The 23,909-nt window shown below is 69.4% G+C and carries 22 protein-coding genes; 5 read left to right on the forward strand and 17 right to left on the reverse strand.

Going from position 1 to position 23,909, the window contains the following annotated elements:
* Positions 1–15: 15 nt before the first annotated feature.
* Both ACQP06_RS24575 and ACQP06_RS24580 read left to right on the forward strand, forming a co-directional pair.
* On the forward strand, positions 16–1,698 hold the full coding sequence (locus ACQP06_RS24575) for an alpha-(1->6)-mannopyranosyltransferase A (RefSeq protein ID WP_433666809.1): 1,683 nt from the start codon (positions 16–18) through the stop codon (positions 1,696–1,698).
* On the forward strand, positions 1,698–2,615 hold the full coding sequence (locus tag ACQP06_RS24580) for a phytoene/squalene synthase family protein (protein ID WP_433666810.1): 918 nt from the start codon (positions 1,698–1,700) through the stop codon (positions 2,613–2,615). Before ACQP06_RS24575 ends, ACQP06_RS24580 begins: the two co-directional genes overlap by 1 nt.
* 22 nt (positions 2,616–2,637) lie before the next feature.
* On the opposite strand, the gene ACQP06_RS24585 is transcribed toward ACQP06_RS24580, so the two are convergent.
* Positions 2,638–3,006, reverse strand: coding sequence for an Rv2175c family DNA-binding protein (locus tag ACQP06_RS24585; RefSeq protein ID WP_433666811.1), 369 nt, complete (start codon positions 3,004–3,006; stop codon positions 2,638–2,640).
* Between the two features lie 108 nt (positions 3,007–3,114).
* On the opposite strand from ACQP06_RS24585, the gene pknB reads away from it, so the two are divergent.
* On the forward strand, positions 3,115–5,142 hold the full coding sequence (pknB, locus tag ACQP06_RS24590) for a Stk1 family PASTA domain-containing Ser/Thr kinase (protein ID WP_433666812.1): 2,028 nt from the start codon (positions 3,115–3,117) through the stop codon (positions 5,140–5,142).
* Between the two features lie 210 nt (positions 5,143–5,352).
* Here pknB and ACQP06_RS24595 read toward each other — a convergent pair whose 3' ends face one another.
* Together ACQP06_RS24595 and ACQP06_RS24600 are read right to left on the reverse strand one after the other, a co-directional pair.
* Entirely contained in the window at positions 5,353–6,741 is a 1,389-nt protein-coding gene (locus ACQP06_RS24595) for a class II 3-deoxy-7-phosphoheptulonate synthase (RefSeq protein WP_357094978.1), read from the reverse strand.
* A gap of 169 nt (positions 6,742–6,910) precedes the next feature.
* Positions 6,911–7,123, reverse strand: a complete 213-nt coding sequence (locus ACQP06_RS24600; RefSeq protein WP_433666813.1) for an HNH endonuclease signature motif containing protein — start codon at positions 7,121–7,123, stop codon at positions 6,911–6,913.
* 376 nt (positions 7,124–7,499) lie between these two features.
* On the opposite strand from ACQP06_RS24600, the gene ACQP06_RS24605 reads away from it, so the two are divergent.
* Positions 7,500–7,997, forward strand: a complete 498-nt coding sequence (locus ACQP06_RS24605) for a polyadenylate-specific 3'-exoribonuclease AS (protein ID WP_433666814.1) — start codon at positions 7,500–7,502, stop codon at positions 7,995–7,997.
* Between the two features lie 75 nt (positions 7,998–8,072).
* Here ACQP06_RS24605 and ACQP06_RS24610 read toward each other — a convergent pair whose 3' ends face one another.
* The 10 genes from ACQP06_RS24610 to ACQP06_RS24655 form a co-directional block, all read right to left on the reverse strand.
* Positions 8,073–8,798 (reverse strand): lysophospholipid acyltransferase family protein, encoded by a 726-nt coding sequence (locus tag ACQP06_RS24610; RefSeq protein ID WP_379279610.1) that lies wholly within the window; start codon positions 8,796–8,798, stop codon positions 8,073–8,075.
* 176 nt (positions 8,799–8,974) lie between these two features.
* Complete coding sequence (locus tag ACQP06_RS24615) at positions 8,975–9,979, reverse strand: ROK family glucokinase (protein WP_433666815.1); 1,005 nt, start codon at positions 9,977–9,979, stop codon at positions 8,975–8,977.
* Positions 9,976–10,866, reverse strand: a complete 891-nt coding sequence (locus ACQP06_RS24620; RefSeq protein WP_433666816.1) for a hypothetical protein — start codon at positions 10,864–10,866, stop codon at positions 9,976–9,978. The genes ACQP06_RS24615 and ACQP06_RS24620 overlap by 4 nt, the downstream gene beginning before the upstream one ends.
* A complete protein-coding gene (locus ACQP06_RS24625; RefSeq protein WP_433673424.1) occupies positions 10,863–12,254 on the reverse strand; it encodes an ArsA-related P-loop ATPase in 1,392 nt (463 codons plus the stop codon). The genes ACQP06_RS24620 and ACQP06_RS24625 overlap by 4 nt, the downstream gene beginning before the upstream one ends.
* Positions 12,251–12,688, reverse strand: coding sequence for an SRPBCC family protein (locus ACQP06_RS24630; protein WP_357286651.1), 438 nt, complete (start codon positions 12,686–12,688; stop codon positions 12,251–12,253). Before ACQP06_RS24630 ends, ACQP06_RS24625 begins: the two co-directional genes overlap by 4 nt.
* Before the next feature lie 19 nt (positions 12,689–12,707).
* On the reverse strand, positions 12,708–13,100 hold the full coding sequence (locus ACQP06_RS24635; protein WP_357094963.1) for a polyketide cyclase / dehydrase and lipid transport: 393 nt from the start codon (positions 13,098–13,100) through the stop codon (positions 12,708–12,710).
* 62 nt (positions 13,101–13,162) lie between these two features.
* On the reverse strand, positions 13,163–14,317 hold the full coding sequence (locus ACQP06_RS24640; protein ID WP_433666817.1) for a glycosyltransferase family 4 protein: 1,155 nt from the start codon (positions 14,315–14,317) through the stop codon (positions 13,163–13,165).
* A gap of 35 nt (positions 14,318–14,352) precedes the next feature.
* Positions 14,353–15,357 carry a hypothetical protein gene (locus ACQP06_RS24645; RefSeq protein ID WP_433666818.1) on the reverse strand — a complete coding sequence of 335 codons (1,005 nt, stop codon included), beginning with the start codon at positions 15,355–15,357 and terminating at the stop codon, positions 14,353–14,355.
* A gap of 13 nt (positions 15,358–15,370) precedes the next feature.
* Positions 15,371–16,369: an NlpC/P60 family protein gene (locus ACQP06_RS24650; RefSeq protein ID WP_433666819.1), complete on the reverse strand. Its 999-nt coding sequence runs from the start codon at positions 16,367–16,369 to the stop codon at positions 15,371–15,373.
* A 256-nt stretch (positions 16,370–16,625) separates the two neighbouring features.
* The gene (locus ACQP06_RS24655; protein WP_433666820.1) at positions 16,626–17,249 is read right to left on the reverse strand and encodes a C40 family peptidase; all 624 of its coding nucleotides are present in this window, start codon (positions 17,247–17,249) and stop codon (positions 16,626–16,628) included.
* Positions 17,250–17,822: 573 nt separating this feature from the next.
* On the opposite strand from ACQP06_RS24655, the gene ACQP06_RS24660 reads away from it, so the two are divergent.
* Positions 17,823–19,577 carry a DEDD exonuclease domain-containing protein gene (locus tag ACQP06_RS24660; RefSeq protein ID WP_433666821.1) on the forward strand — a complete coding sequence of 585 codons (1,755 nt, stop codon included), beginning with the start codon at positions 17,823–17,825 and terminating at the stop codon, positions 19,575–19,577.
* On the opposite strand, the gene ACQP06_RS24665 is transcribed toward ACQP06_RS24660, so the two are convergent.
* The 4 genes from ACQP06_RS24665 to qcrC form a co-directional block, all read right to left on the reverse strand.
* Positions 19,574–20,173, reverse strand: a complete 600-nt coding sequence (locus ACQP06_RS24665; protein WP_433666822.1) for a Uma2 family endonuclease — start codon at positions 20,171–20,173, stop codon at positions 19,574–19,576. The genes ACQP06_RS24660 and ACQP06_RS24665 overlap by 4 nt on opposite strands.
* Before the next feature lie 94 nt (positions 20,174–20,267).
* Positions 20,268–21,890 (reverse strand): cytochrome bc1 complex cytochrome b subunit, encoded by a 1,623-nt coding sequence (gene qcrB / locus ACQP06_RS24670; RefSeq protein ID WP_433666823.1) that lies wholly within the window; start codon positions 21,888–21,890, stop codon positions 20,268–20,270.
* Positions 21,887–23,035 (reverse strand): cytochrome bc1 complex Rieske iron-sulfur subunit, encoded by a 1,149-nt coding sequence (qcrA, locus tag ACQP06_RS24675; RefSeq protein ID WP_433666824.1) that lies wholly within the window; start codon positions 23,033–23,035, stop codon positions 21,887–21,889. The genes qcrB and qcrA overlap by 4 nt, the downstream gene beginning before the upstream one ends.
* Positions 23,032–23,892 carry a cytochrome bc1 complex diheme cytochrome c subunit gene (qcrC, locus tag ACQP06_RS24680; protein ID WP_357094943.1) on the reverse strand — a complete coding sequence of 287 codons (861 nt, stop codon included), beginning with the start codon at positions 23,890–23,892 and terminating at the stop codon, positions 23,032–23,034. The genes qcrA and qcrC overlap by 4 nt, the downstream gene beginning before the upstream one ends.
* Positions 23,893–23,909: the final 17 nt, after the last annotated feature.

Genomic DNA, 23,909 nt, shown 5'->3' on the forward strand with positions numbered 1-23,909 from the left:
GGGGAACGACCGCCTATGCCGACCCCCGATATGGACGCAGCCACCCCCGACACCGGCGCTGTCGCCACCCGTCCCGCCGGCGCTCCGAGCACCACGGATGCCGCCGACCCGGACGCTCCGTCTCCGAGTGCCCGGACGAGCTGGCAGACCCGGGTGCGCCACGCCGCCGACTTCGCCCGCACCCCCGAGGGACACGCCGCGACGCTCGGCTTCTTCGGCGCCCTGCTGATCACCTTCGGCGGCTTCGGCGCGGGCGGCGTGCGGCGCAGCGACCCGCTGCTCGAGGCCATGCACCTGTCGTGGCTGCGGTTCGGGCACGGCCTGGTGCTGTCGTCGATGTTCGTGTGGCTCGGCGTGATCGCCATGATCACCGCGTGGGTCCGGCTGGGGCGCATCGTGATCGGCGGCCAGCCCGGCACCTCGGTCACCCTCAACGAACTGCGCGGCATCGTCGGCGTCTGGACCTTCCCGCTGCTGTTCGCGGTCCCCATGTTCAGCCGCGACGCCTACTCCTATCTGGCGCAGGGCGCGATGCTGCGCGACAACATCAACCCGTACCTGTACGGGCCGGTGGAGTTGAAGGCCAACGCCGCGGTCCTGCTCGACAATGTCAGCCCCGTCTGGACCACCACCACCGCGCCCTACGGGCCGGTATTCCTGCTCATCGGGCGCGCCATCACCACCATCACCGGGGACAACGTGGTGGCCGGGACCATCGCGCTGCGGCTGGTCATGCTGCCCGGGCTGGCGCTCATGGTGTGGGCGGTCCCGCACCTGACCAAGCACCTGGGCGGCAAGCCCACCACCGCGCTGTGGCTGGCCGTGCTCAACCCGCTGGTGCTCGTCCACCTCATCGGCGGCGTGCACAACGAGATGCTCATGGTCGGCCTGATGGCCGCGGGCATCGCGCTGGTGCTCGAACACCATCACGCCGCGGGCATCGTGGTGGTCGCCATCGGCGTGGCCGTGAAAGCGACCGCGGGCGTGGCGCTGCCGTTCCTGGTGTGGATCTGGATGATTCACGAACGCGAACGCCGCGCCGCCCAGCACGAGGGCGAACTGCCGCATCCGTTGCGCACCTTCGCCAAGATCGGCGCGCTCGGCGTGGCGGTGTTCGCGGCCGTGTTCGCCGTCGCCACCTTCGCGACCGGGCTGCGCGATCACCAGATCGGCTGGCTCACCGCGCTGTCGGGCTCCAAGAAGATCATCAACTGGCTCTCGCTGCCGACCATCATGGCCCACGTCGTCACCTGGGTGACTCCGCTGCCGATGGACAAGGTGCTGCCGTGGACGCGCATGCTGTGCGCGATCGCCATGGTCGCCATCCTGGTGTGGGCCTGGTGGCGGTTCAAGAACAGCGAGAAGGAGGCCGTGCTCGGCATTCTGGTCGCGTTCGTGGCCATCGTGATCCTGTCCCCCGCCGCACTGCCCTGGTACTACTCGTGGCCGCTGGCCCTGGCCGCGGGCTTCGCGCTGTCCACCCGGACACTGCAGGTCCTGGTCGGGTTGTGTACCTGGCTCATGCTGATCTTCCAGCCCGACGGCGCACCCGTGTCCGATTATGTGCACGGCACCCTCGCGATCGTCGCCGCCGTGGTGGCCGCGGTCTCGCTGTGCAAGGTGGATCCGCTGAAACTGCGTGCCGGACGCCCGCATTCCGATCAGCTCGCCGGCGCGCCCGCGCCCAGCCCCGCGTGATGCTGGACCGCGCCTACCGCGACTGCCGCCGCATCGCCGCCGCCCACGGACGCACCTACTTCCTCGCGACCCGGCTGCTGGAACCCGAGCGAAGACCGGCCGTGCACGCGCTGTACGCCTTCGCCCGCCTGGTCGACGACATCGTCGACGCGAGCGACGCGCCCAGCCGGGCCGCCGAATCCGCGGCCCGGCTCGACCGGATCGAACACGAACTGCGGGCCCGGCTGGCCGACGCGCCCACCGAACCGGGCGACAGCCACGAACAGCGGGTGCTGCTCGCGGTCTCCGACACCATCCGCCGGTACTCGATTGCCGCCGAACACTTCTGGGTGTTCCTCGACTCCATGCGCATGGACATTCCGGGCGCGCCCCAATACCGCGACCGCTACCCCACCATGGGCGAGCTCGAGGACTACATGCGCGGCTCGGCGGCCGCCATCGGGCTGCAACTGCTGCCGGTGCTGGGCACCGTCGTCCCGGTCGCCGAGGCCGAACCGGCCGCGGCCGCGCTCGGGGAAGCCTTCCAGCTCACCAACTTCCTGCGCGATGTCGGCGAGGATCTGGGCCGCGGCCGGGTGTACCTGCCCGCCGACGAACTGGCGGCCTTCGGCGTGGACGACGAATTGCTGTTCCACTGCCGCGAATCCGGCCGCACCGAGCCGCGGGTGCGGCGTGCGCTCGCACATCTGATCGCGATCAACAGGGGTGTCTACCGTCGCGCCACCCCGGGCATCGAACTACTGGCCCCGCGCGTGCGCCCGGCCATCCGGACGGCGGCCACCCTCTACGGCGGCATCCTCGACGAGATCGAGCGCGCCGACTACGCCGTCTTCACCGGCCGAGCGGTCGTCCCCCAGCACCGCCGGCTCCGGGTCGTGGCACGCGAATTCGTCGCGGCCAGTCCCCTCGGGAACTGACCGCGTCCGCGGTCGGGCTATGTCAGAAGGGGTCCGCGGCGGCGCGGCGGATCACTTCGCGGGCCAGCGGCCCGTGGATGGCGTCGATGGGACGGCCGGGCAGGGTTTCGTCCTCGGTGTAGATCCACTCGAGGATTTCCTGGTCGGTGTACTTGCCGTCACGCATGACCGTGATCAGCGGGGTCAGGTGCTTGGCGACGGCGCCGGTGGAGTCGAAGAACTCCTTCGGGATACCGGCGATACCGTCCCGGCGGACCGCGATGATCTGATGGTCACGCAGCATCTGATGGACCCGGGTCACCACCATGCCCAGCTGCTCGGCCACGTCGGGCAGCGGGATCAGGGTCACCGAATCCGGCAGGACGTCTTCGCTGCAAGGAAAGGCACTCACGCCGACCACGGTAGTCTCTCGCGTCGCCACAGTCGCATCACACCCCGACGCGGCTACCATCGGGTGAGCCGCGCTGGGCGGCATTGACGAAAATCGGAAGGGTCGCAGTTGATCGGCCAGATGCTGGAAGGGCGCTACCGCATCGACGCGCCGATCGCGCGTGGCGGTATGTCCATGGTGTTCCGGGGGGTGGACACCCGGTTGGACCGACCGGTCGCCATCAAGGTGATGGACCCGAAGTTCGCCTCCGACCCGCAATTCCTCACCCGCTTCGAACTCGAGGCGAGAGCGGTGGCCAAGCTCAAACACCCCTCCCTGGTGGCGGTCTACGACCAGGGCGTGGACGGTGACCACCCGTTCCTCATCATGGAACTGGTCGAGGGCGGCACCCTGCGCGAACTGCTGCGCGAACGCGGCCCCATGCCCCCGCACGCGGTGCGCTCTGTCGCCGAACCCGTGCTCTACGCCATCGGTGTGGCCCACGCGGCCGGGCTGGTGCACCGCGACATCAAGCCGGAGAACGTGCTCATCTCCGACTCCGGCGAGGTGAAGATCGCCGACTTCGGTCTGGTGCGCGCGGTCGCCGAGGCCAAGATCACCTCCGACAGCGTCATTCTCGGCACCGCCGCCTACCTCTCCCCCGAGCAGGTCACCAGCGGCAGCGCCGACGCCCGCAGCGACGTGTACTCCGCGGGGATCCTGATCTTCGAAATGCTCACCGGCCGAACCCCGTTCACCGGCGACAACTCGCTCTCGATCGCCCTGCAGCGGGTCGAGAAGGACGTGCCCGCGCCCGGCCGCCTGATCGGCGGCGTGCCCGCCGAGATCGACGAGCTGGTCGCGCACGCCACCGCCCGCGAACCCATGCACCGGTTCTCCAACGCCACCGAGATGGCCGACGAACTGCGCCGCGTCGCCCGCGAACTGCAACTGCCCGACTACCGGGTGCCCGCGCCGACCGAATCCGCCGAGCACCTCAGCGCCAAGTACCGGGTCGGGCCCACACCGGCCCCGCGCGGCCCCGTACATCCCCCGTCGCGGCCGATTCCGGGCGCGGCGGACCAGACCACCCGGTTCCAGGCCGATGCCACCACGCGGCTGCCTGCCGACCCGCCGACCGTGTTCGCGCCGCCGCAGCAGCCCCAGCACACCCGGGTCATGACCGCGGCGCGCGAGATCCCGGCCGAGTACCGGCAGAACGACTACGCCCCGCCGCCGGGCGCCCAGCACCCCGGCTCCGATCTGATCGAGGACCGCGGCAAATCGCGGCGCCGGGTCGTCGTGTGGCTGAGCATCGTGGTCGCGCTGGCGGTGCTGCTGGGCATCGGAGGCTGGTGGCTGGGCGTCGGGCGCTATTCGCCGGTGCCCACCATCGCCGGCATGGACACCCAGCGCGCGGTCTCCACGCTCGAGGACGCGGGCTTCGAGACCGAGACCCGCAACAAGCCCTCCGACATGATCCCGGTCGGCAACGTGGTCGGCACCGACCCGCCCGCCGGCACCCGCGTCACCAAGGGTTCCCTGGTCGCGGTGCTGGTCTCCAGCGGCAAGCCGAAGGTTCCCGACGTGAGCGCGGGCCAGGACGTCAGCTCGGTCAACAAGGCCATCCGCGACGCCGGGCTCACCCCCGTGGACGCGGGCGAGGTGGGCAGTTCCGCTCCGAAAGGCTCACTCGCCAAGGTGGATCCGGCGCCCGGCACCGTCCTCCCGGCCAACGGCCAGGTGAAGGTCTACCGCAGCAAGGGATCCCTGCCGGTCAAGGTGCCGGACCTGCGCGGCAAGACGCAGGAGGAGGCCAAGATCGCCCTGCAGAAGGCCGGACTCACCGTCAGCTCCACCCGCGAGCAGTTCGACCCGAAGATCAAGTCCGGCCAGGTGATCGGCACCGATCCGGCCGCGGGCACCAGCGCCGAAACCGGCTCCGGCGTGGTCCTGATCCTCAACAGCGCCCTCGACATGCCGAATCTGCTGGGCGCCAATGTCGGCACCGCGCGCGGCAAACTGCAGCAGATGGGGCTCTCGGTCACCGTGCGCCAGCTGGCGAACAACGACAGCTCGATCGTCATCTCGCAGAGCACCGCCCCCGGCGACGCGGTCGAACCCGGCTCCACGGTCACCATCGTCGCCATACCGTAACCGCCTCCCCGCGACTTCAGCAGGCAGCTGAGAGCCGCCGACCGTCTCGCATCCGGATCTCGGTTCGTATCAAACCGATTCTGGACGTACCCGACGAGTTACCCCCACCGCTACGAGATCAATAGTCGCCTTGGACAACGCAATACAGACGCGAGTGCCCGGACCGCTGACGTGGTCCGGGCACTCGAATCTTCTGCGAGCCGCATCCAGCTAGCGCAGCATCTCCGCGACCAGGAAGGCCAGTTCGAGGGACTGCTGGGTGTTCAGGCGCGGGTCGCACGCGGTCTCGTAGCGCTCCTCCAGATTGAGGTCCGAGATGTCCTGCGCGCCACCGAGGCATTCTGTGACGTTCTCACCGGTGAGCTCGATGTGCAGGCCGCCCGGGTGGGTGCCCAGCGCGTGGTGCACCTCGAAGAAGCCCTGCACCTCGTCGACGATGCGGTCGAAGTGGCGGGTCTTGTAGCCGGTGGACGCCTCGTGGGTGTTGCCGTGCATGGGGTCGCACTGCCAGATCACCTGGTGGCCGGTGGCCTGCACCTTCTCGATGATCGGAGGCAGCACGTCGCGGACCTTCTGGTTGCCCATGCGGGCCACGATGGTCAGGCGGCCGGGCTCGTTGTTCGGGTCCAGGCGCTCGACGTACTCCACGGCCTGCTGCGGCGTGGTGCTCGGGCCGATCTTGAGGCCGATCGGGTTGGCGATCAGCTCGGCGAACCCGACGTGCGCGCCGTCGAGCTGACGGGTGCGCTCACCGATCCACAGGAAGTGCGCCGACAGGTCGTAGAGCACCGGCTCGCCGGTGACGGGGTGCTCGCTCAGGCGCAGCATGGCCCGCTCGTAGTCGAGCACCAGCGCCTCGTGGCTGGCGTAGAGGCGGGCGCTGGACAGGTTCGGGTCGTTGACCCGGCAGGCCTTCATGAACGCCAGCGCGCGGTCGATCTCGGTGGCCATCTGCTCGTAGCGGGCCCCGGCCGGGGACTGCGCCACGAACTCGCGGTTCCAGTCGTGCACCTTGTGCAGATCGGCCATGCCGGCCGAGGTCAGCGAACGCACCAGGTTCATCGCCGCGGAGGCGTTGGCGTAGGCGCGGACCAGGCGCGACGGGTCGTGCTCGCGCAGCCCGGCGTCGGCGACCAGCGAGTTCACCATGTCGCCGCGGTAGGACTTGAGGCCCAGCGAATCGACGTCGGCGGAACGGGGTTTGGCGTACTGGCCCGCGATGCGGGCCACCTTCACCACGGGCAGGCTCGCGCCGTAGGTGAGCACCACCGCCATCTGCAGCAGGGTGCGGATATTGCCGCGGATGTGGGGTTCGGTGTTGTCGGCGAAGGTCTCCGCGCAGTCACCACCCTGCATGAGGAAGGCCTCGCCGCGCGCTACCTCGGCTAAGCGTAGGCGCAGTTCCTCGACCTCGGCGGGCACGCAGATCGGCGGCACGCTCTCGAGGACGGTGCGCATCTTCTCGGCCTGCTCGGGATCCCAGGACGGCTGCTGTAGGGCCGGTCGGGCGAGCGCCTCGTCGAGACGCCGACGGAGCTCGTCAGGCAGCGGAGGAAGTTCCGGCAGGCGATCGATCGGTACGTCGACGGTCCAGTTCACGTGTTCAGAATACGGATTGCTCTTGGACAGGCGAAGCACACCCAGGGCTGGTGTCCTCTCACCCGGCGCTCGGCCCGTACAGTTCGACAGAGGCAGACAGAGTCGAGGGAACCGATTGAAACGCGTTGACGAACGGAAGGGCTTCCGGTGGTTGCCGCCGAAAGCTAAGTCAGCGCGCTCCTTCCGGGTCATACCGAGCGATAATTTCGCGCGCCCAATCGAGCATATCCTCGACTCGCTGCCCGATCGGCTGACCCGTGATCCACAGTTCCAAATTCTCGGGCCTATTATCGAGCTTGTCACCATTGATATGGTGCACGTTCTCACCCCGATACAGCTTTCGGCCGAGAACCTGCTCCATGATCAAGCGATGCTCCAGCATCCAACCGCCTTCCGGAAGCCGGAGCAGCCGATAACCGAACGAAGTAATGCGACTACGACCGTCATGCGTACTCTTACGACGTCGTCCGGGCGCGCCTCGTCCCGGCGCGGCCTCGACCGAACCCCACCGGCGAATCTGCGTCTGATGAGGACGACAGACACCGCGCTTCAGGATGGCCGGGCGCTCGCAACCCGCAACCGAGCATCGCGGATACACCTCTTGGAGCTCCTTGACATAATGCCGATGACACATGCCACGCGAGTAGCGCTCCGGCACCGTCCGAGAGCAATCGGAAACAACACAAACTGATTCCACCTGAATACCCCCACGATCGATTTTACGCACCGCTCTTCAGGTTACTCGAAAGGACCATCGCTTGAGGTATTTTTACGATTCCGAATTCATTGAGGATGGGGTCGTAATAGACCTGGTGTCCATTGCGGTGGTCTGCGAAGATGGCCGCGAATTCTATGCGATCTCGAACGAATTCAATGCCGACAAAGCGGGCCCTTTCGTCCGGCGAAACGTACTGCCGAAACTCCCGCCCACCTCCTCGCCGCTGTGGCGTTCCCGTCAGCGCATCCGCGACGACCTCTACAAGTTCCTGGTCCCGCGCCCCGGCGTGGAACCCGAGCTGTGGGCCTGGGTCGGCGCCTACGACCATGTCGCGCTGTGCCAGCTGTGGGGTTCGATGGTGGACCTGCCCAACGCGCTGCCCCGCTACACCAACGAACTGCGCCAGCACTGGGACCAGCACGGCCGCCCGCCGCTGCCGCCGGTGCCGAAGGACGCGCACGACGCGCTGGCCGACGCCCGCCACAACCTGGCCAAATTCGAGGCCATCGAAGCCCACCGGCGGATCCGAGCGGTCTGAGCCGCGACACCGGGCATGCGAAAGGCCCCGGGAGACTTGGTCTCCCGGGGCCTTTCCGGTTCCATCCGACGGGGACTAGCCCGCCAGGGTCTCCGGGACGCGGTCGGCGTCGGGGCGGCTGCCCGAGGGCACGCCCTTCTTCAGGCTCGCGGCGTAGACGTCCACGTACTCCTGGTCGCCCATCCGCATCAGCTCGTACATGATCTCGTCGGTGACGGCGCGCTCGACGAAGCGGTTGCCGCCCATGCCCTCGTAGCGCGAGAAGTCGATGGGCGCACCGAACTTCACGGTCACCTTGCGCGGCCGCCAGCGGAACGGACCGGGCGGGCACACCTCGTCGGTGCCGATCAGGGCGACCGGGATCACCGGCACTCCGGTCTCCAGGGCGAGGCGTGCCACACCGGTCTTGCCCTTGTAGAGGCGGCCGTCGGGCGAACGAGTGCCCTCGGGGTACAGGCCGACCAGGCGGCCCTCACCGAGCAGCTTGCGCGCGGTGTTGAGCGCCGACTCGGCGGCGTCCGCACCGGAACGATCGATGGGATACTGGCCGGTGCCGGAGAAGAAGAACTTCTGCAGCCGACCCTTGAGACCGGGGGTGGTGAAGTATTCGGCCTTGGCCAGGTAGGTGATCCGGCGAGGACTCATCAGCGGGGTGAACAACCAGTCGGTGAACGACAGATGGTTGCCGGCCAGAATGGCCGCACCCTTCGGCGGAATGTTCTCGACGCCCTCGACCTCGGGCCGGTTGATGAGATGCATCAGCGGCCCCACCAAGACGAACTTCAGCAGCCAGTAGAACATCGCGTCCTTTCCCCTGTTTTCGATACCCGGGACCGGCCTCATTGCGGGCACCACCACTCGCTTGCCTACCCTACCGCCGAGACAACTCGGCAACCAACCGTGGTGACCCGTTTCTCTGATCCCGGGACCAAAGTCCCACGCTCCGGAATACCCAAGTCGGTGAGCAGGTCCCGCGCTCAGCGTCGCGCGGGGGCGACCGACACTGCGTTCGAGTCGGCGAGCACCGCCGCGCGCGCCAGTTCCGCCGCGCCGATCATGCCCGCGGCCTCACCCAATTGGGCGGTGCGGATACGGGCCAGGCGGCGGTGGCGGGCGCCGGTGATGGAACCGGCGTAGTGCTCGCGGGCCTCGTCGAGGAACAGCGGGGCCGAACTGCTGACGCCGCCCGCCACCACGATCAGGTCCGGGTCGAAGATGTCGCTCACGAACGCCAGGCCCAGGCCGAGCCAGCGCGCGAAGTCCGCCATCACCTCGAGGGCGACCGGGTCGCCGTCCTGGGCCGCGCCCGCCACCCGGCGACCGGTCAGCGAGCCCGGGTCCCGGCCCGCCTCCCGCGCCAGCACGGTGGAGCGCTGCGGATCGGTGGCCAGCAGTTCCAGCGCGGTGTCCACCAGAGCGGTTCCGCTGCAATACCGTTCCCAGCACCCGCGCTTGCCGCACGCGCAGGCCCGGCCGTTCGGGACCACCTGCAGATGCCCGAGTTCCGGTGCGACGCCGTAGCTTCCGCGATACAGCTGGCCGTTGATCAGGAGAGCCGCGCCGATGCCGGTGCCGATGGCCACCAGCACCACATTGCGCCCGCCCGCCGCCGCGCCGAACCGGTATTCGGCCCACAGCGCGGCATTCGCGTCGTGCTCCAGGATCACCGGCAGGCCGAGCCGATCGGTGAGCCGTTGCGCGACCGGGGCGTCCTCCCACGGCAGATGCGGGGCGAAACGCACGGTGGCGCGGTCCTCGTCGACGAAACCCGCTACCGCCAGCCCGACCGCGCCGATGGCGTGGCGGCCGCGCAGTTCGCGCACCGCGCGGGCCAGGCCGTCCTCGAGGGCGCGCGCCGAATGCGGGGTCGGCGCGGTCACGGTGTCGAGGACCTCGCCCGCACCGTCGACCACCGACGCCCGAATATTGGTGCCGCCCACATCGATACCCACGGTCAACGGCACATCCACACCGCCCGTCATGCCTTGATGGTTACGTCGATCGGCACATACTTGCCCCGTGTGGGCCGCCGCCCGGACTGCGCGGCGCGACCCGGCGCGGAGGCCTCACGACCGGACGGTCCCGCGGCCGGATCGCCCGGGGTCGCCGGTCGGGCGGGGTCGTCGGCGGGGCGTGCCACCGGCGGCCCGAACGGTTGCGCGGCGACGTCCACCCGATCGTCCGCACCGTTCGTGGCGCGAAAGCCCGTGCCCGACACCGGGTCCGGGTCCTCTGGGCGGCGTGCCGCGCCGGGGCCCTGCCCCATCGAATCGTCGGACTCGTCGTCGTCGTGGTGGTCCCGGGCGCGAGCCGCCGCACGACCCTGCGCACCCGCGACGAACCGCGCGAACACCGCCGCGAGGTTCGCGGCAGCGCCGTGGTGGCCGGCGGATTCGGCTGGGCTCGCGGTGGATTCGGGCCCCGTCGACCCGTGCTCCTCGTCGTGTTCGCCGCGGGCGTTCGCGTAGGCGTCGGCGAACGGCAGATCGCCTGCGCCGGACTCGGTCCCGGCTCCGTGCGAATACCGGTGCCAGGCTTGATATTCCGGCGATTCGGGATCCAGATCGGGCGGGATCACCGGGTCCACCGGCACCCCCGCGAGCGCCTCGCGCAGCACGGTCACGATGGCGGTGCCGTGTTCGGCGATGGCCGCCACCACGTCGTGGTGCTCGCCGCGCACGATCGCGGCGGCCGCGCACACCGGGCACCAACTGCAACTGGACCATTCGGTGCGCCCGTCGGACGCGGTGCGGCGCAACACCGGTTCCACGCGTTCGAGCAGGGCTTCGGCGAGCAGCCGTAACTCCTCGGCGAATTCGCCGAGGTTCTCCTCCGGGTGGCCGGGGCGGGGGTGGTGCGTGGTGGTCATTTCGGCCAGACCTGCGGGTCGGGCCGGAAGCGGATCACCAGGTGGTCGCCGTCGAGTTCGGCGGCGTCGACCGTGCACCGCCGCAATACCGGGGCCAGCCGCAATCGCCGCCGGACCCCGTCCGCTCCCACGATCAAATCGTCCTCCACTCGTCCCAGCCGCAGTGTCGACGCATCGACCACCGGCAGATGCATGCGCATCGCGAACACCGAAGCCACCCCCGCCCCGGACTCGAGCCGGACCACCGGTTCGGCGGCGACGGGCGGCGCCCCGTCCGCGTCTGTGCCAAGCATAGGGACCGGACGCCATCCCACCCAGTTACCACTCGCGTCCACCGCGTAGGACAGTGCGGCCAGCGAGCCCAACCCCACCGGTTCGGTCCCGGCATGCCCCACCACCTGCACCGGAACCTCGCTCAGCCGCTTGCGCAGCTCGGTCACCACGTCGAGTTGCTCACCGCGCCGGTTGAAATACCACTGCACCGCCGGATGCTCCGGCGCGGCCGGGTGCGGTTCGGGCATCTCCGGCAGCACCTTGTTGACCAGCACCGCGTCCAGGCGCAGGCCCAGCAGCGCGGCGGCCGAACGCACCCGCGCCGATTCCGCCACCGCCACCTGTTCGGCGACGGTCACCAGGCGCGCGCCGGTGCGAGTCCGATCCGCCAGCAGGTCACGGGCTTCGGTCACCGCGTCCACGATCTGTTCGACGGTCACCGCCAGCACCGCCTTGCGGAAGTCGGCGCCGATGGCCTCCATGGTGCGAGAGTGCGCGGGCCACACCCGTTCCAGATAGCCGAGCAGGGTGTCGGGGGCGGTCACGATGCGCAGCATGTCCGCCGAGGGCGGGCAGTCCAGCACGATCACGTCCCACCGCTGGTCCTTCGCGAACTGCGTGATCTCCAGCAGCGCCAGCAGTTCCTGCACCCCGGGCAGCCCGGTGAGCTCGGCGGGATCCAGTGCGCCCAGATCGAATCCGTGCTCGTGCCCGGCGCCGGAAGCCATCATCAGCACCTGCCGGAAGCGATCCTCCAGCAGCGCCAGCGAATCCACCTCGATGACGTCGAGGGCCGGCGCGGCGGCGGACCCGACCACCGGCAGCCCCGGATCGGTGGCCTCGGGGTCGCGGGCGAGATCCGGTGCGGCCGTGGCGAACACGGGCAGCGGAACGCTGGCCACCGCCGGTTTCGCGCCGTGGCGCAACCGGTAGCCGAGCGCGTCGCCCAGAGAGTGCGCCTGATCGAGGGAGGCCAGCAGCACCCGCCGCCCGGTCCGCGCGTAGGCGATCGCGGTCGCGCAGGCGAGGGTGGTCTTTCCGACGCCGCCCTTGCCGATGAACAGCTCGACTCGGGCGACGGGGCGGGTCGGGCGTTCGGTACCGCCGGCGGTCAGCCTTCGACCCGTTTCTTGAGTTCCTTGAGAGCGGTGTCGGTGATGACCTTCTCCGCCTTGCGTTTGAACATGCCGATCATCGGAATGTTCAGGTCGACGGTCAGCTCGTAGACCACCTGGGTGGTGCCGTCGGGCAGGGCGATCAGTTCGTAGGTGCCGTCCTGCGCCTTCTGCAGTTCCCCGGCGACCAGGCTCCAGCTGACCGCGCGGCCGTCGGGCCGCCAGGTGTAGGCCAGAGTGTAGGTGTCCTTCACGACCCCGGCGTCCAGCACAAAGCGCGCGGTGCGGGCCCGGCCGTCGGGTAGTTTGTCGAGGACTTCGACCGAGCGGGCCGCGGAGACCCATTCCGGATACGACTCCAGGTCGGCGATGACGGCCATCACTCGGTCCGAGGGGGCGTCGATCACGATCGACCGCTGAGTTCGATCGGCCATGGGCGGCAACGCTTCCTTTCTAGTGAGCGGCCGCGGGCGCGACCCCGGCCTTGCGCCCCGCCTCCAGGCGGGCCTTGATCTCGAACGACATGACCTTGCCCGCGACCCGGCGGGTGCGGTTGAGCGCCAGCAGGTCACGCCCGGACATACCGGCGACGCCGCCGCGCGGTTCGGCGTGCATGAAGTAATGCATGAGGACGCCGTCCAGCATCGGCTCGAGCCAGAGTTCCATGGTGCCCTCGGCGCCCCCGCTGACGGTCCAGCGGATTCCCTTGTCGCCCCGATCTTCCCGCACGTCCAATTGCAGGTCCGGCCACCACTGACGCCACCGCCCGCGATCGGCCAAGATCTCGGCCACGGCCTCGCCCGGCGCGGCGATGAAAGTCATATCGGCAACCTGGATACTGCTCACGCGGGTGAGCCTATCGCAGGATGCGTCACCCCTCAGACCCCGCGCCGACCTGGACCGGCGGCTCAGCCCAGGTGACTGGGGCGCAGGTTCGGATCCAGCAGCTGCTGTAGTCGCTGACCCATGAGATCCCAGCGCCACTGCTGCTGCACCCAGGCGCGGCCCGCCGCGCCCATGGCGGCCGCGGCGTCGCGGTCGGAGAGGATGTCGACGATGGCGTCGGCGAGCGACTCCAGCTTGCGGCCGTTGACCACCCGGCCGGTCTCGCCCTCGCGCACGGTCTCGGGCGCACCGCCCGAATTGCCCGCGATCACCGGTACTCCCGTGGCCGAGGCCTCCAGGAACACGATGCCCAGGCCCTCGACGTCCAGGCCCGCGCCGCGGGTCCGGCAGGGCATGGCGAACACGTCGGCGATGGTGTGGTGGGCGGCCAGCTCCTGCGACGGCACCCGGCCGGTGAACACCACACTGTCGGAAACGCCCAGGGCCGCGACCAGTTCGCGCAGCTTCTGCTCATAGGGTCCGCCACCCGCGATCACCAGCACCGCGCCCTTGACCCGCTTGCGGATATCGGGCATGGCCGCGATCAGCGAATCCTGCCCCTTGCGCGGCACCAGCCGCGACAGGCACAGGATGGTCGGCCGGTCCCCCAGCCCGTAGCGCGCCCGCAATTCGGCGCGCGCGGCCGGATCCGGCTTGAACACCTCGGAGTCCACGGCGGGCGGCAGATACTCGAGCGCCGACTGCGCGCCGAACGCCGCCGCGAACCGCCGCCGCGTGTACTTGCTGACATAGGTGACGACATCGGTGTGATCGCCGATGACCCGCAACGCCTGCCGCGCGCCGGGCAGCATCGACCAGCCCACCTCGTGGCCGTGGGTGGACGCGAGAATCCGTTCGGCCCCGGCCTTGCGCAGCACCGGCGACATCAGCGCCAGCGGCGCGGCCGCCCCGAACCACACCCGATCGCATTGCTCGTCGCGCAGAAGTTTCCTGGCTCGGCGCGCGACCAGCGGCGTCGGCAGCATCAGTGTCGTGGGATGCCGCACCACCTGGAACGGCTGCTGCGCGTCGAACTTCCAGTGGCTGTCGCCCTTCCAGCGCGGCGCGTACACCACCAGCTCGTCGGCGGGCAGCTGTTGGGCGAGCGCGTGCAGATACGACTGAATCCCGCCGGGTCGCGGCGGGAAATCATTGGTAACCAGCAGAGTTCGCCCCATGCCACAAACCTACTGCACCCGCGGACCAGGCGGCTTTACGCGCCCTCGGTCGTGCGGCTGGTGAGCCAGGCGCGCCAGCCGCCGACGAGGTCGGTGTAGGTGGTGCCGAGCGCGTCGCGCAGCACGGCCTCCACGGCGGCCCGGTCCTTCGGTCCGGAGGCCAGCTGCCGGTACAGGTCGACCAGGGCTTGATCGCCGTAGCGGTCGGCGATGAAAGCGCAGGCGGACCAGCCCTGTTCATACGCGAGCGAGGCCTTGCCGCTGGAGGGTTCGAACATCGCGTCGGCGGGGAGATCGGCGGGCAGGTCACCGGCGCGGGCGCGGGCGGTGAGGGTCGGGGCGATCTGGGTGACGGGGTGACGCATGCCGCGGTGCGCCGAATACTCGGCGAAACCCTCGAGCATCCACATCGGCGAACCGTCGACGGTCACCGCGCGGCTGGCCATGTGGGTGAGTTCGTGACGCAGCACCGAGCGCAGTCCGTCCGCGCCCAGGCGGCGTCCGGAGTCGGGCCCGAAAACCACGCGCTGCCCGGTCAATTGCGTGCCGGGCCGGTACGGGTCGGCGACGGTGGAGGCGGCGACCTCGGCGGGCACGTCACCGGTGGCGCGGGTCAGCGCCGCGAATTCCGAAGGGCTGGAGGCGACCACCACGACCGGCGCCCGATTCCAGTCCTGGCCCCACAGCGCGGAGACCGCCGCGGTGGATGCCGCGAGTTCGCTCGCCAGCACATCGAGGTCGGCGCGCTGGCCCGGATGGCCGAGCACGATGCCGGTCCGGCCCGATCCGGTCGGCACCGGTTCGGCGACCACCTTCCCGTAGGCGTCCATGGACCGCTTCACCAGCGGCACCTGCGGATCGGTGGCCTGGCTCGCGTCCTGGCCCGGCACCACCGCCCGCAGCGTCGGCAGCACCGAGTTCGGCAGCATGAGCAGCGCGCCGCACGCGCCGGTCAGGGCGCTGACCATGACCAGGGTGAGCACGAACTGGAACCGCCGTTTCGCCGACAGCCAGCCGCGGACCTGCCGCAGAGCGCTCATCGCCGCCTCTCGTTCAGTACCGACGAGCCGAATGGAACGGGGTCGAACCCAGCGGCGCGACCTGGACGGGAACGCCGAAAGTCGACGCGTGCAGCATCAACCCGTTGCCGGCGTAGATGCCCACATGCGAGATATCCGAGTAGAAGAAGACCACATCACCGGGCTGCAGGTCCTTCTCGTCGACCGGCGTGCCGTATCCGGCCTGCTGCTGCGAGGTGCGCGGCACGCTCTTGCCGACCTGATGGAAAGCCCACTGCACCAGGCCGGAGCAGTCGAACTGGTCCGGTCCGGTGGCACCCCAGACGTACGGATCGCCGACCCGGGTCAGGCCCGCGGCCAGCGCGCTGGTGCCCGAACCCGGGACCAGACCCTTGAGCAGGCTGTCGCGATCGAAGCCGGGCGGGAACATGGAGCCCGCGAGCGCGGACTTGTCACCGGCCGAGAGCTGGCCCCACGCGGCGATGACCTGGGCCATCGAGCCTTGCAGCGCAGCGCGTTTGGCCTCCAGGTCCGTGCGGACCCGGTCGGCGGCGGCGCTGGCGGCGCGGGCGGAGTCGGCGGCGGCGCGGGCACCGGATTCGGCGGCGGCGGCCGCGGTGGTGGCCTTCTGATACTGGGCCAGTTGATCATTGGTGCGCGCGCCCACCAGGTCCACGATGGACATCTGGTCGAGCAGCTGCTGCGGCGAATTGCTGACCAGTAGCGAGGTGATCCGGTTGGTGCGGCTGCCGAGCAGCGCGGAGGTCGCGGCGCGTTCGATGACCGGTTGGTAGCGGCGGATTTCGGCCTTGGCGGCGTCCAGCGTGGCGGCCGCGTCGGCGGCGCGCTGGTCGGCGGCGTCCGCGGTGGCGGACTTGGCGTCGAGATCGGCCTGGGCGTCGAGCGCCTGCTGATTCATCTGCTCGGACTGCCGGGAGAGGTCGATGAGCTTCTGCACCGCGTCGCCCGCGGAAGCCGGTGCGGCCACCGGATCGGCCCCGGCGAAGCCGTAGCCGCCGTAGGTGCCGACCATGAGGGCCCCGACCGTGAAGGCTCCTCCTACCAGTCGCCTGGTCCGCTCACTGTGTGTCCGCTGATGTCGCTGTTGCGCTGCCACCGCTGGTGTCGTCCCGTTCTCTTACCCCGAGCCGGTCAGAAGGTCTCGGTAAGATTACGAAACGGCGACCGCTTGTGTCCAGCAGGCCACGGAAGCATTACGGTCGCCGTTTCCCCCGCGGGTCGCCCGCCCGCGGTCGGCTGGGGGACGAATCCCCCGGTAGAGCAAGGGATCAGATGCGCGTGGCGCCCGAGAACGGCATCGACGAAATCGGGGCGACCTTGACGGGCTGACCGGAGGTCGACGCGTGCACGACATTGCCGTCGCCGATGTAGATGCCGGAGTGGCCGCCGCCGTAGAACGACACCACGTCGCCCGGCTCGAGGGCGTCGTAGGAGACCGGGCTGCCCGCACCGGCCTGCTCGTAGCTGGTGCGCGGCAGGTTGACGCCGGCCTGGGCGTAGGACCACTGGACCAGACCCGAGCAGTCGAAGGCGTTCGGGCCGGCGGCGCCGTACACGTAGGGGTCGCCGACGCGGCTCATGGCGGCGTCGACCGCGGCCTGACGGAAGCTGCGCTGCGGGCCGGGCGCCGGGACACCCGGGACCTCGATGCCGGGCAGAGCCGGGATGGTCACCGGCAGGGACTCGGGCAGGCCCGGGATCCCGGCGGGGAGCTGGATGGCGTCGGGCACGTCGATGACGCCGACGGGGGTGTTGACCGGCTGAGCGGCCGCGGGCGTAGCGGGCAGCAGCAGCGCGCTCAGCGTGGCAGCGCCGACGGCGCCGGCCGCGGCGGCGCGACGCGCAGTGCGCTGCATGCCCCGGACCTGTCGCTTGACGGTGGTGGTCGCCATGGTGAGGTACTTCCAATCTGCCCCGCGACGCCGCACCCGGTGGTGCGTCGGACTCCGCGAGGTCTCAGGAAGATTACGAGGACATAACGGTGCTTTGTAAAGCCGAGGTGGTCGATGCCTGACTCAAAATTGTTGCGCACTCGCATTTCGGTGCGACAAACGTCACAGCAATCACGAAACGATAACAGCGGCCGTTTTTCTGAGAGCGTCCTGAGAGCTACCCGCCGGTAGCAAGCGCCCGTCCGAGGCCCCTCCGACCTTGGCAAATTCCGCATAACTCCAGGTCATCGCCATGGCCCGCGACCTGGGGGATTCCCGGACCGACACCCGGCGCGCCCGGGCGCGGGACACCGGGCCAGCACTCGCCACACGCGAATCCGGACCAACCGCCCTCCCCCACAAAATTGATCCATTTTGTGAATAACTGTGACCCTGGTCACAAACGCGCATATTCGCTCAATTCGGGGATTTCATCTCGAGAATCGTCATCGTATTTTCGAGCATTTCCCCAGGCCGCCTCGAAAGATCAACTTCGGGCGGAGTTGTCGGACCCTGCGCCTAGGCTTGCCCCTCGTGTCCGGACAGCTGGCCTTCGATGAGCTCGAAACCCCGCTCTATGACACAACGTTCGTGGTCGTGGACCTGGAGACCACCGGAACCAGCCCCGAGGGCGACTCGATCACCGAGATCGGCGCGGTCAAGGTGCGCGGCGGTGAGGTGCTCGGCGAGTTCGCGACCCTGGTCAATCCGGGCTGCGCCATCCCGCCACAGATCGTGCAGATCACCGGCATCACGACCGCCATGGTGATCGACGCGCCCCGGATCGAGCAGGTGCTGCCCGGGTTCCTGGAGTTCGCGCGCGGCGCGGTGCTGGTCGCCCACAACGCCCGTTTCGATCTGGGCTTCCTGAAGGCCGCCGCCGCGAAGTGCGAAGTGGCCTGGCCCGCCTTCCAACACGTGTGCACCGTCCAGCTGGCCCGCCGCGTGCTGCCCAAGGACGAGGCGCCCTCGGCCAAGCTCTGGTACCTGGCGCAGCTGCTCGGCGCGGAGACCCGGCCGACGCACCGCGCCCTCGACGACGCCAAGGCGACGGTGGACGTGCTGCACGCGCTCATCGCCCGGGTCGGCAATCAGGGCGTGCACAGTCTCACCGAGCTGCTCGACTATCTCCCCGAGGTGACCCGCCGCCAGCGCGCGAAACGCGTGATGGCCGCGGACCTTCCGGCGACCCCGGGCGTGTACCTGTTCCGCGGCCCCTCCGACGAAGTCCTCTATATAGGGACGGCGGTGAATCTGCGCCGCCGCGTCCGCAACTACTTCACCGGTTCCGATACCCGCCCCCGCATGCGCGAGATGGTGCAGCTGGCCACCCGCGTCGATCATGTCGAGTGCGCGCACGGCCTGGAGGCGGGCGTGCGCGAGCTGCGGCTGCTGATCGCCCACACCCCGCCCTACAACCGGCGCTCGAAGTTCCCGCAGCGCGCGTGGTGGCTGACCCTCACCGACGAGCCCTTCCCCCGCTTCGCCGTCTCGCGCACCCCCACCCGGGATGCGCTGGGCCCGTTCACCTCCCGCACCGACGCCCAGGAGATCGCGGCCACCCTCGCCGAGCAGTCGGGCCTGCGCACCTGCACCACCCGCATCCCGCGGACGGGCCGCCACGATTGCCAGCCCGCCATCGTCGGCGGTTGCCCCGCAGCCACCGAGAACAGCCCCCTATATATAGAGGAGTACGAACCGACCCCCGCCGCCATCCGCGCCCTGTTCACCGGCGTGGACGACGCACTGCTGCACGCCATCGCCGTGAGACTCGAAACCCTTTCCACCGCAGAACATTTCGAGGCCGCAGCCCGCCTCCGGGACCGCACCGTCGCGGTGGTCCGCGCCCTGCGCCGCACCCAGCGCCTCACCGCCCTGGCCGCCATCCCCGAGCTGATTGCCGCCCACCCCGACGGCGCCGGTGGCTGGCAGTTCGCGATCATCCGCCACGCCCGCCTGGCCGCCGCGGGCACAGCGGTCCGCGGCATCTCCCCCATGGCCGTGGTCGACCGCCTCGCGGCCGCCGCCGAAACCGTCCTCCCCCAACCGCTCCCGGACTCCGGCGACACCCCCGCCTTCCCCCCGCTGCGTGGCGCCCTCCCCGAGGAGGCGGGCCTGCTGGTCCGCTGGCTCGAACAGCCCGGCACCCGCATCGTCCGCACCACCGACGGCTACGGCGAACCCCGCCTCGGCGCGGGCCCCTGGCTCGACTGGGTCGACCGCGCCGAGGCCGCTGCCCGGATCCTGACGCCGGGTGAACCGCTCACCTCCGACCCGTCGAACCCCTAAGCCTGTTCCAAGACGTCGAACGGGATCGTCGCCTCGACGGGATCATCGAGCAGGAGGACACGGCGGTGGACGTCGTGGGCGCGGTAGCGGCGGCCGGACCAGTCGAGGCGGTATTCCTCGATTTCCTCGATCCGCTCTTCTTTCTGGTCCAGTCGGACGATCAGATAGCGCGGGACGCCCGCCATGGCGTATTGGATGCGCTTGTCGGTGATGTCGGCGTCGATCGTCGATTCGGAGGTCACTTCGACGATGAGCAGGATGTGGTCGCGGACCGTATTCACGTTGTACGGCTCGCAGTCTCGGATCCAGATATCGGGGTACCGAATGTTCAGGCGGCGGTCGGCGGCGGCCGAATCACTGTCGGCGAAGCGGGCGGCGACGTCGGAATCAACCACCATGCATGGCCCCCCGGGGCGACGTCCTGCCTCCAGGAGCCCCGCCAGCCGTCGTACCACCCGGCTGTGCACCGGGCTCTGCGCCATCATCTGAACGACGCGCCCATCCACGATCTCGATGTCACCGAGCTCGGAAGTCGCTCCGTCGTCGAACTCCTCGGCTGTCACGCGCTGGGCGTCTTGCTCGTCGGGAGCGCTCATGCCGACCATCATTGCAGCTCGGCCGGTGACGAGCCAGGAACGGGGAAGGCCCCGAGTCGAATTCGACTCGGGGCCTTCCCTGGTGACGATCCGATCAGTGATCGGTCTGCTTGCCGGAGGCGGCGTTCTGGGCCGCTTCCAGCACGGAGAGCATCTTGTGCTCTTCCTCGTGGGCGATGGCGACGTTCTCCGCCTGCTCCGACGCGGGGTCGGGGCGCATGAACGAGCCGGTGCCGGGCTTGCCGGCGGAACCGAGCTTGGCCATCTTCTTGGGCACCGGGGCGCCCTGGTACTCCAGCGGGACCGGGTGGCCGTGCGAGTCGACCGGGCCGAGGGGCTGGTGGACCTCGATGTACTCACCGTGCGGCAGCCGCTTGATGACACCGGTCTCGATGCCGTGCTCGAGCACCGCGCGGTCGGACCGCTGCAGGCCGATGCAGAAGCGGTAGGCCACGAAGTACGCCAGCGGCGGGGCCAGCAGCAGCGCGATGCGGAAGAACCAGGTGGTGGCGTTCAGCGAGATGTCGAACTTCAGCGACAGGATGTCGTTGACACACGCCAGGGTCAGCACCATGTAGAACGCGATGGCCATGGCACCGATGGCGGTGCGGACCGGCACGTCGCGCGGACGCTGCAGCAGGTTGTGGCGAGCGGTGTCGCCGGTGAGGCGCTTCTCGATCCACGGGTAGGCGATCAGCACGGTGAACACCAGACCCATGATCAGGGCGACCCAGAACGGCGCCGGGACCGTGTAGCGGCCCAGGTACAGCTCCCACGGCGGCATGAGACGCGCCATGCCGTCGGTCCACATCATGTAGAAGTCCGGCTGCGAACCCGCGGAGACCTGAGACGGGTTGTAGGGACCCAGGTTCCAGATCGGGTTGATCTGGAAGACGCCACCCATGATCGCGACGATGCCGAGGGTGAGCGCGAAGAACGCGCCCTGGTCGGCGGCGAACACCGGGATGATGCGGGCGCCGACGACGTTCTTCTCGGTGCGGCCCGGTCCGGGGAACTGGGTGTGCTTCTGGTACCAGACCAGCGCGACGTGCGCGGCGATGAGCGCCAGGATGATGCCCGGCAGCAGCAGCACGTGCGCGATGTAGAGGCGCGGGATGATGATGGTGCCCGGGAAGTCGCCGGCGAAGATCAGCCAGTGCATCCAGGTGCCGATGACCGGCACGCCCATGGTGATACCACCGAAGGCGGCGCGCAGACCGGTGCCCGACAGCAAGTCGTCGGGGATCGAGTAGCCGAAGAAGCCCTCGAACATGGCCAGGATGAGCAGCAGCGAGCCGATCACCCAGTTGGCCTCACGCGGCTTGCGGAACGCGCCGGTGAAGAAGATGCGGAACAGGTGGATGATGATCGACGCCGCGAACAGCAGCGCCGCCCAGTGGTGCACCTGGCGCACGAACAGACCGCCGCGCACCTCGAAGGAGATGTTCAGCGCGGTCTCGTAGGCCCGCGACATGGTGACACCGCGCAGGGGCTGGTAGGCGCCCTGGTAGACGGTCTCGCTCATGGACGGGTCGAAGTACAGCGTCAGGTAGATGCCCGACAGCAGCAGGATGATGAACGCGTACAGCGCGATCTCACCGAGCAGGAACGACCAGTGGGTCGGGAAGACCTTGTTGATCGATCGCTTGGCGAACGCAGCCATGTGGTAGCGCTCGTCCATTTCGTTGGCCTGGACGGCCGCTTTGCTAGGGCTCATGAACGACGCTCCCAGAAGGCCGGGCCGAGCGGCTCGATGAAGTCGCCGGCGGCGACCAGGTAGCCATCGGCATTGACGGTGATCGGCAGCTGCGGCAACGCGCGGGCGGCGGGACCGAAGACCGGCTTACCCCACTCGGTCGCGGAGAACTGCGACTGGTGGCAGGGGCACAGGATCCGGTTGGTCTGCTGCTCGAACAGTGAGGTGGGGCAGCCGAGGTGAGTACAGATCTTCGAGTAGGCGAAGTAGTCGCCGTAGTTGAAGCTCTCCTGGCCCTTGCGCTTGATCGCGGTCTGGGCGTCGTGCGGGCGCAGACGGATCAGCATGACCGCGTTGCGGATTCCGCGCAGCGACTGCAGGGTCGCGTGCTCGTCTCCGCGCCAGGATTCCTTCCAGGGGAAGACGGTTTCCATGGCGCCGCCGTCGAGGTCCTCCGGCTTGACCAGGACGATGTCCTCGGGGCGGCCGGTGTCACGGCGCAGGAAGACGGTCTCGCCGGGGTAGTCCGGGGTCCAGCCCGAGACCCACAGCGGCGACTTGTCGCGCTTGGCCCACGGGTTCTTGATCATGCCGCCGACGAACAGGAACAGCGCGCCGACGCCGACCAGGCCCGCGCCCAGGCCCGCGGTGCGGGTGATGAGCTTGCGGCGGCCCAGGGTGGAGGTGTCGGCGGCGTCCTGCAGCTGCGCGACCAGGGTGCGCCGGTTGACCTCGGAGGACGGGCCGTCGTGGCGGTCCTGGATGGAGATCTCGGCGGGGATGAAGTGCTTGCGGATCAGCACGATCGCCACACCGACGGCCAGCACGGCGATGCCGAGGGTCAGGCCGTAGAGCGGGGTGGTGAGGGTGTACATCCCGTTGCCGTCCTGGTTGCGGCCCTTGTACTCCCAGGGCCAGAACAGGAAGACGCCGATCAGAGCGGCACCCGCGAGCGCGGAGATGCCGAACCACAGGGCCACGCGACGCTCGGCGCGCTTCTCGGCCCGGGTGCCCTCGACCGGCCAGCGGGGGGCGCGGTAGGCGACGTCGACGCCGTCGAGCTCGGTGCCGAGCTTGACCAGCTCGTCCCGCGACATGGCGTCGAGCTGCTCGTCGGTGGGTTCGGTGGGGTTGTCCCCCATGCTGTTTCGCTCCTGTTCACTCATGACCGGGAACCGATCCACATCGCGGAGCCGACCAGGGCCACGATGCCGACGACCCAGATCGCCAGGCCCTCGGTCGCGGGACCGAAGCCACCGAGGCCGTAGCCGCCCTCGGACTTGGTCTCCATGCGGTCCTTGATGTACGCGACGATGTCCTTCTTCTCGTCCGGCGTCAGCTGCCGGTCGGAGAACTTGGGCATGTTCTGCGGGCCGGTCAGCATGGCCAGGTAGATCTGCTGCTCGCTGGCTTCTTCCAGCGGGGGCGCGAACTTGCCGGAGGACAGCGCGCCGCCCTTGCCGGTGAAGTTGTGGCAGGAGGCGCAGTTCAGGCGGAACAGCTCGCCACCGCGGCCGAGGTCGCGGCCCTCGATGAGGGATTCCTGGGCGACCTCGCCGTTGGCGTCGCGCACGACGGTCGGGCCGCCGCCGTTGGCCTGGACGTAGGCGCTGATCGCGTCGGTCTGGTGCGCGTCGAACTTCGCCGGCTTGCGCACGATCTGCGCCTCGTTGCGGGCGGCGGGCATGCGGCCGGAGGAGACCTGGAAGTAGACCGCGGCCTCACCGACGCCGATCAGGCTGGGGCCGCGATCCGGGACACCCTGCAGGTTGACACCGTGGCAGGTGACGCAGGAGGTGTCGTAGATCTGCTTGCCCTCGCGGATCAGCGCGGACTGATCCTCATGCGCGGTCGCCACCTGAGCCTGCGGGGTCAGGGCCGATGCCGCGAAGCCGGCTCCGACGAGGCCCATCAGGAGGACCAGCCCGCCGGCCAGCTTCCGGCGAATGCGGCGCTGCTTGCGGGTCTTGGTGGCCTGGCCGATCCCCTCGGGATCTGGCGCTGACGGGGGAGATGAACTCATCTGTGTCCCTTTGGAGT

The sequence above is a fragment of the Nocardia sp. CA-136227 genome, assembly GCF_050955695.1.
Taxonomy (GTDB): domain Bacteria; phylum Actinomycetota; class Actinomycetes; order Mycobacteriales; family Mycobacteriaceae; genus Nocardia.

What these genes read in the sequence shown, in the direction of transcription:
- qcrC (WP_357094943.1), bottom strand. Translation starts at nt 23,892, where the DNA reads ATGAGTTCATCTCCCCCGTCAGCGCCAGATCCCGAGGGGATCGGCCAG.
- qcrA (WP_433666824.1), bottom strand. Translation starts at nt 23,035, where the DNA reads ATGAGTGAACAGGAGCGAAACAGCATGGGGGACAACCCCACCGAACCC.
- ACQP06_RS24610 (WP_379279610.1), bottom strand. Translation starts at nt 8,798, where the DNA reads ATGTTCTACTGGCTGCTGAAGTTCGTCTTGGTGGGGCCGCTGATGCAT.
- ACQP06_RS24615 (WP_433666815.1), bottom strand. Translation starts at nt 9,979, where the DNA reads ATGACGGGCGGTGTGGATGTGCCGTTGACCGTGGGTATCGATGTGGGC.
- ACQP06_RS24600 (WP_433666813.1), bottom strand. Translation starts at nt 7,123, where the DNA reads ATGCTGGAGCATCGCTTGATCATGGAGCAGGTTCTCGGCCGAAAGCTG.
- ACQP06_RS24665 (WP_433666822.1), bottom strand. Translation starts at nt 20,173, where the DNA reads ATGAGCGCTCCCGACGAGCAAGACGCCCAGCGCGTGACAGCCGAGGAG.
- ACQP06_RS24650 (WP_433666819.1), bottom strand. Translation starts at nt 16,369, where the DNA reads ATGGTCGGCACCTACGGCGGCTACGGCTTCGCCGGGGCCGATCCGGTG.
- ACQP06_RS24575 (WP_433666809.1), top strand. Translation starts at nt 16, where the DNA reads ATGCCGACCCCCGATATGGACGCAGCCACCCCCGACACCGGCGCTGTC.
- ACQP06_RS24655 (WP_433666820.1), bottom strand. Translation starts at nt 17,249, where the DNA reads ATGGCGACCACCACCGTCAAGCGACAGGTCCGGGGCATGCAGCGCACT.
- ACQP06_RS24645 (WP_433666818.1), bottom strand. Translation starts at nt 15,357, where the DNA reads ATGAGCGCTCTGCGGCAGGTCCGCGGCTGGCTGTCGGCGAAACGGCGG.
- ACQP06_RS24620 (WP_433666816.1), bottom strand. Translation starts at nt 10,866, where the DNA reads ATGACCACCACGCACCACCCCCGCCCCGGCCACCCGGAGGAGAACCTC.
- qcrB (WP_433666823.1), bottom strand. Translation starts at nt 21,890, where the DNA reads ATGAGCCCTAGCAAAGCGGCCGTCCAGGCCAACGAAATGGACGAGCGC.
- ACQP06_RS24580 (WP_433666810.1), top strand. Translation starts at nt 1,698, where the DNA reads ATGCTGGACCGCGCCTACCGCGACTGCCGCCGCATCGCCGCCGCCCAC.
- ACQP06_RS24640 (WP_433666817.1), bottom strand. Translation starts at nt 14,317, where the DNA reads ATGGGGCGAACTCTGCTGGTTACCAATGATTTCCCGCCGCGACCCGGC.
- ACQP06_RS24630 (WP_357286651.1), bottom strand. Translation starts at nt 12,688, where the DNA reads ATGGCCGATCGAACTCAGCGGTCGATCGTGATCGACGCCCCCTCGGAC.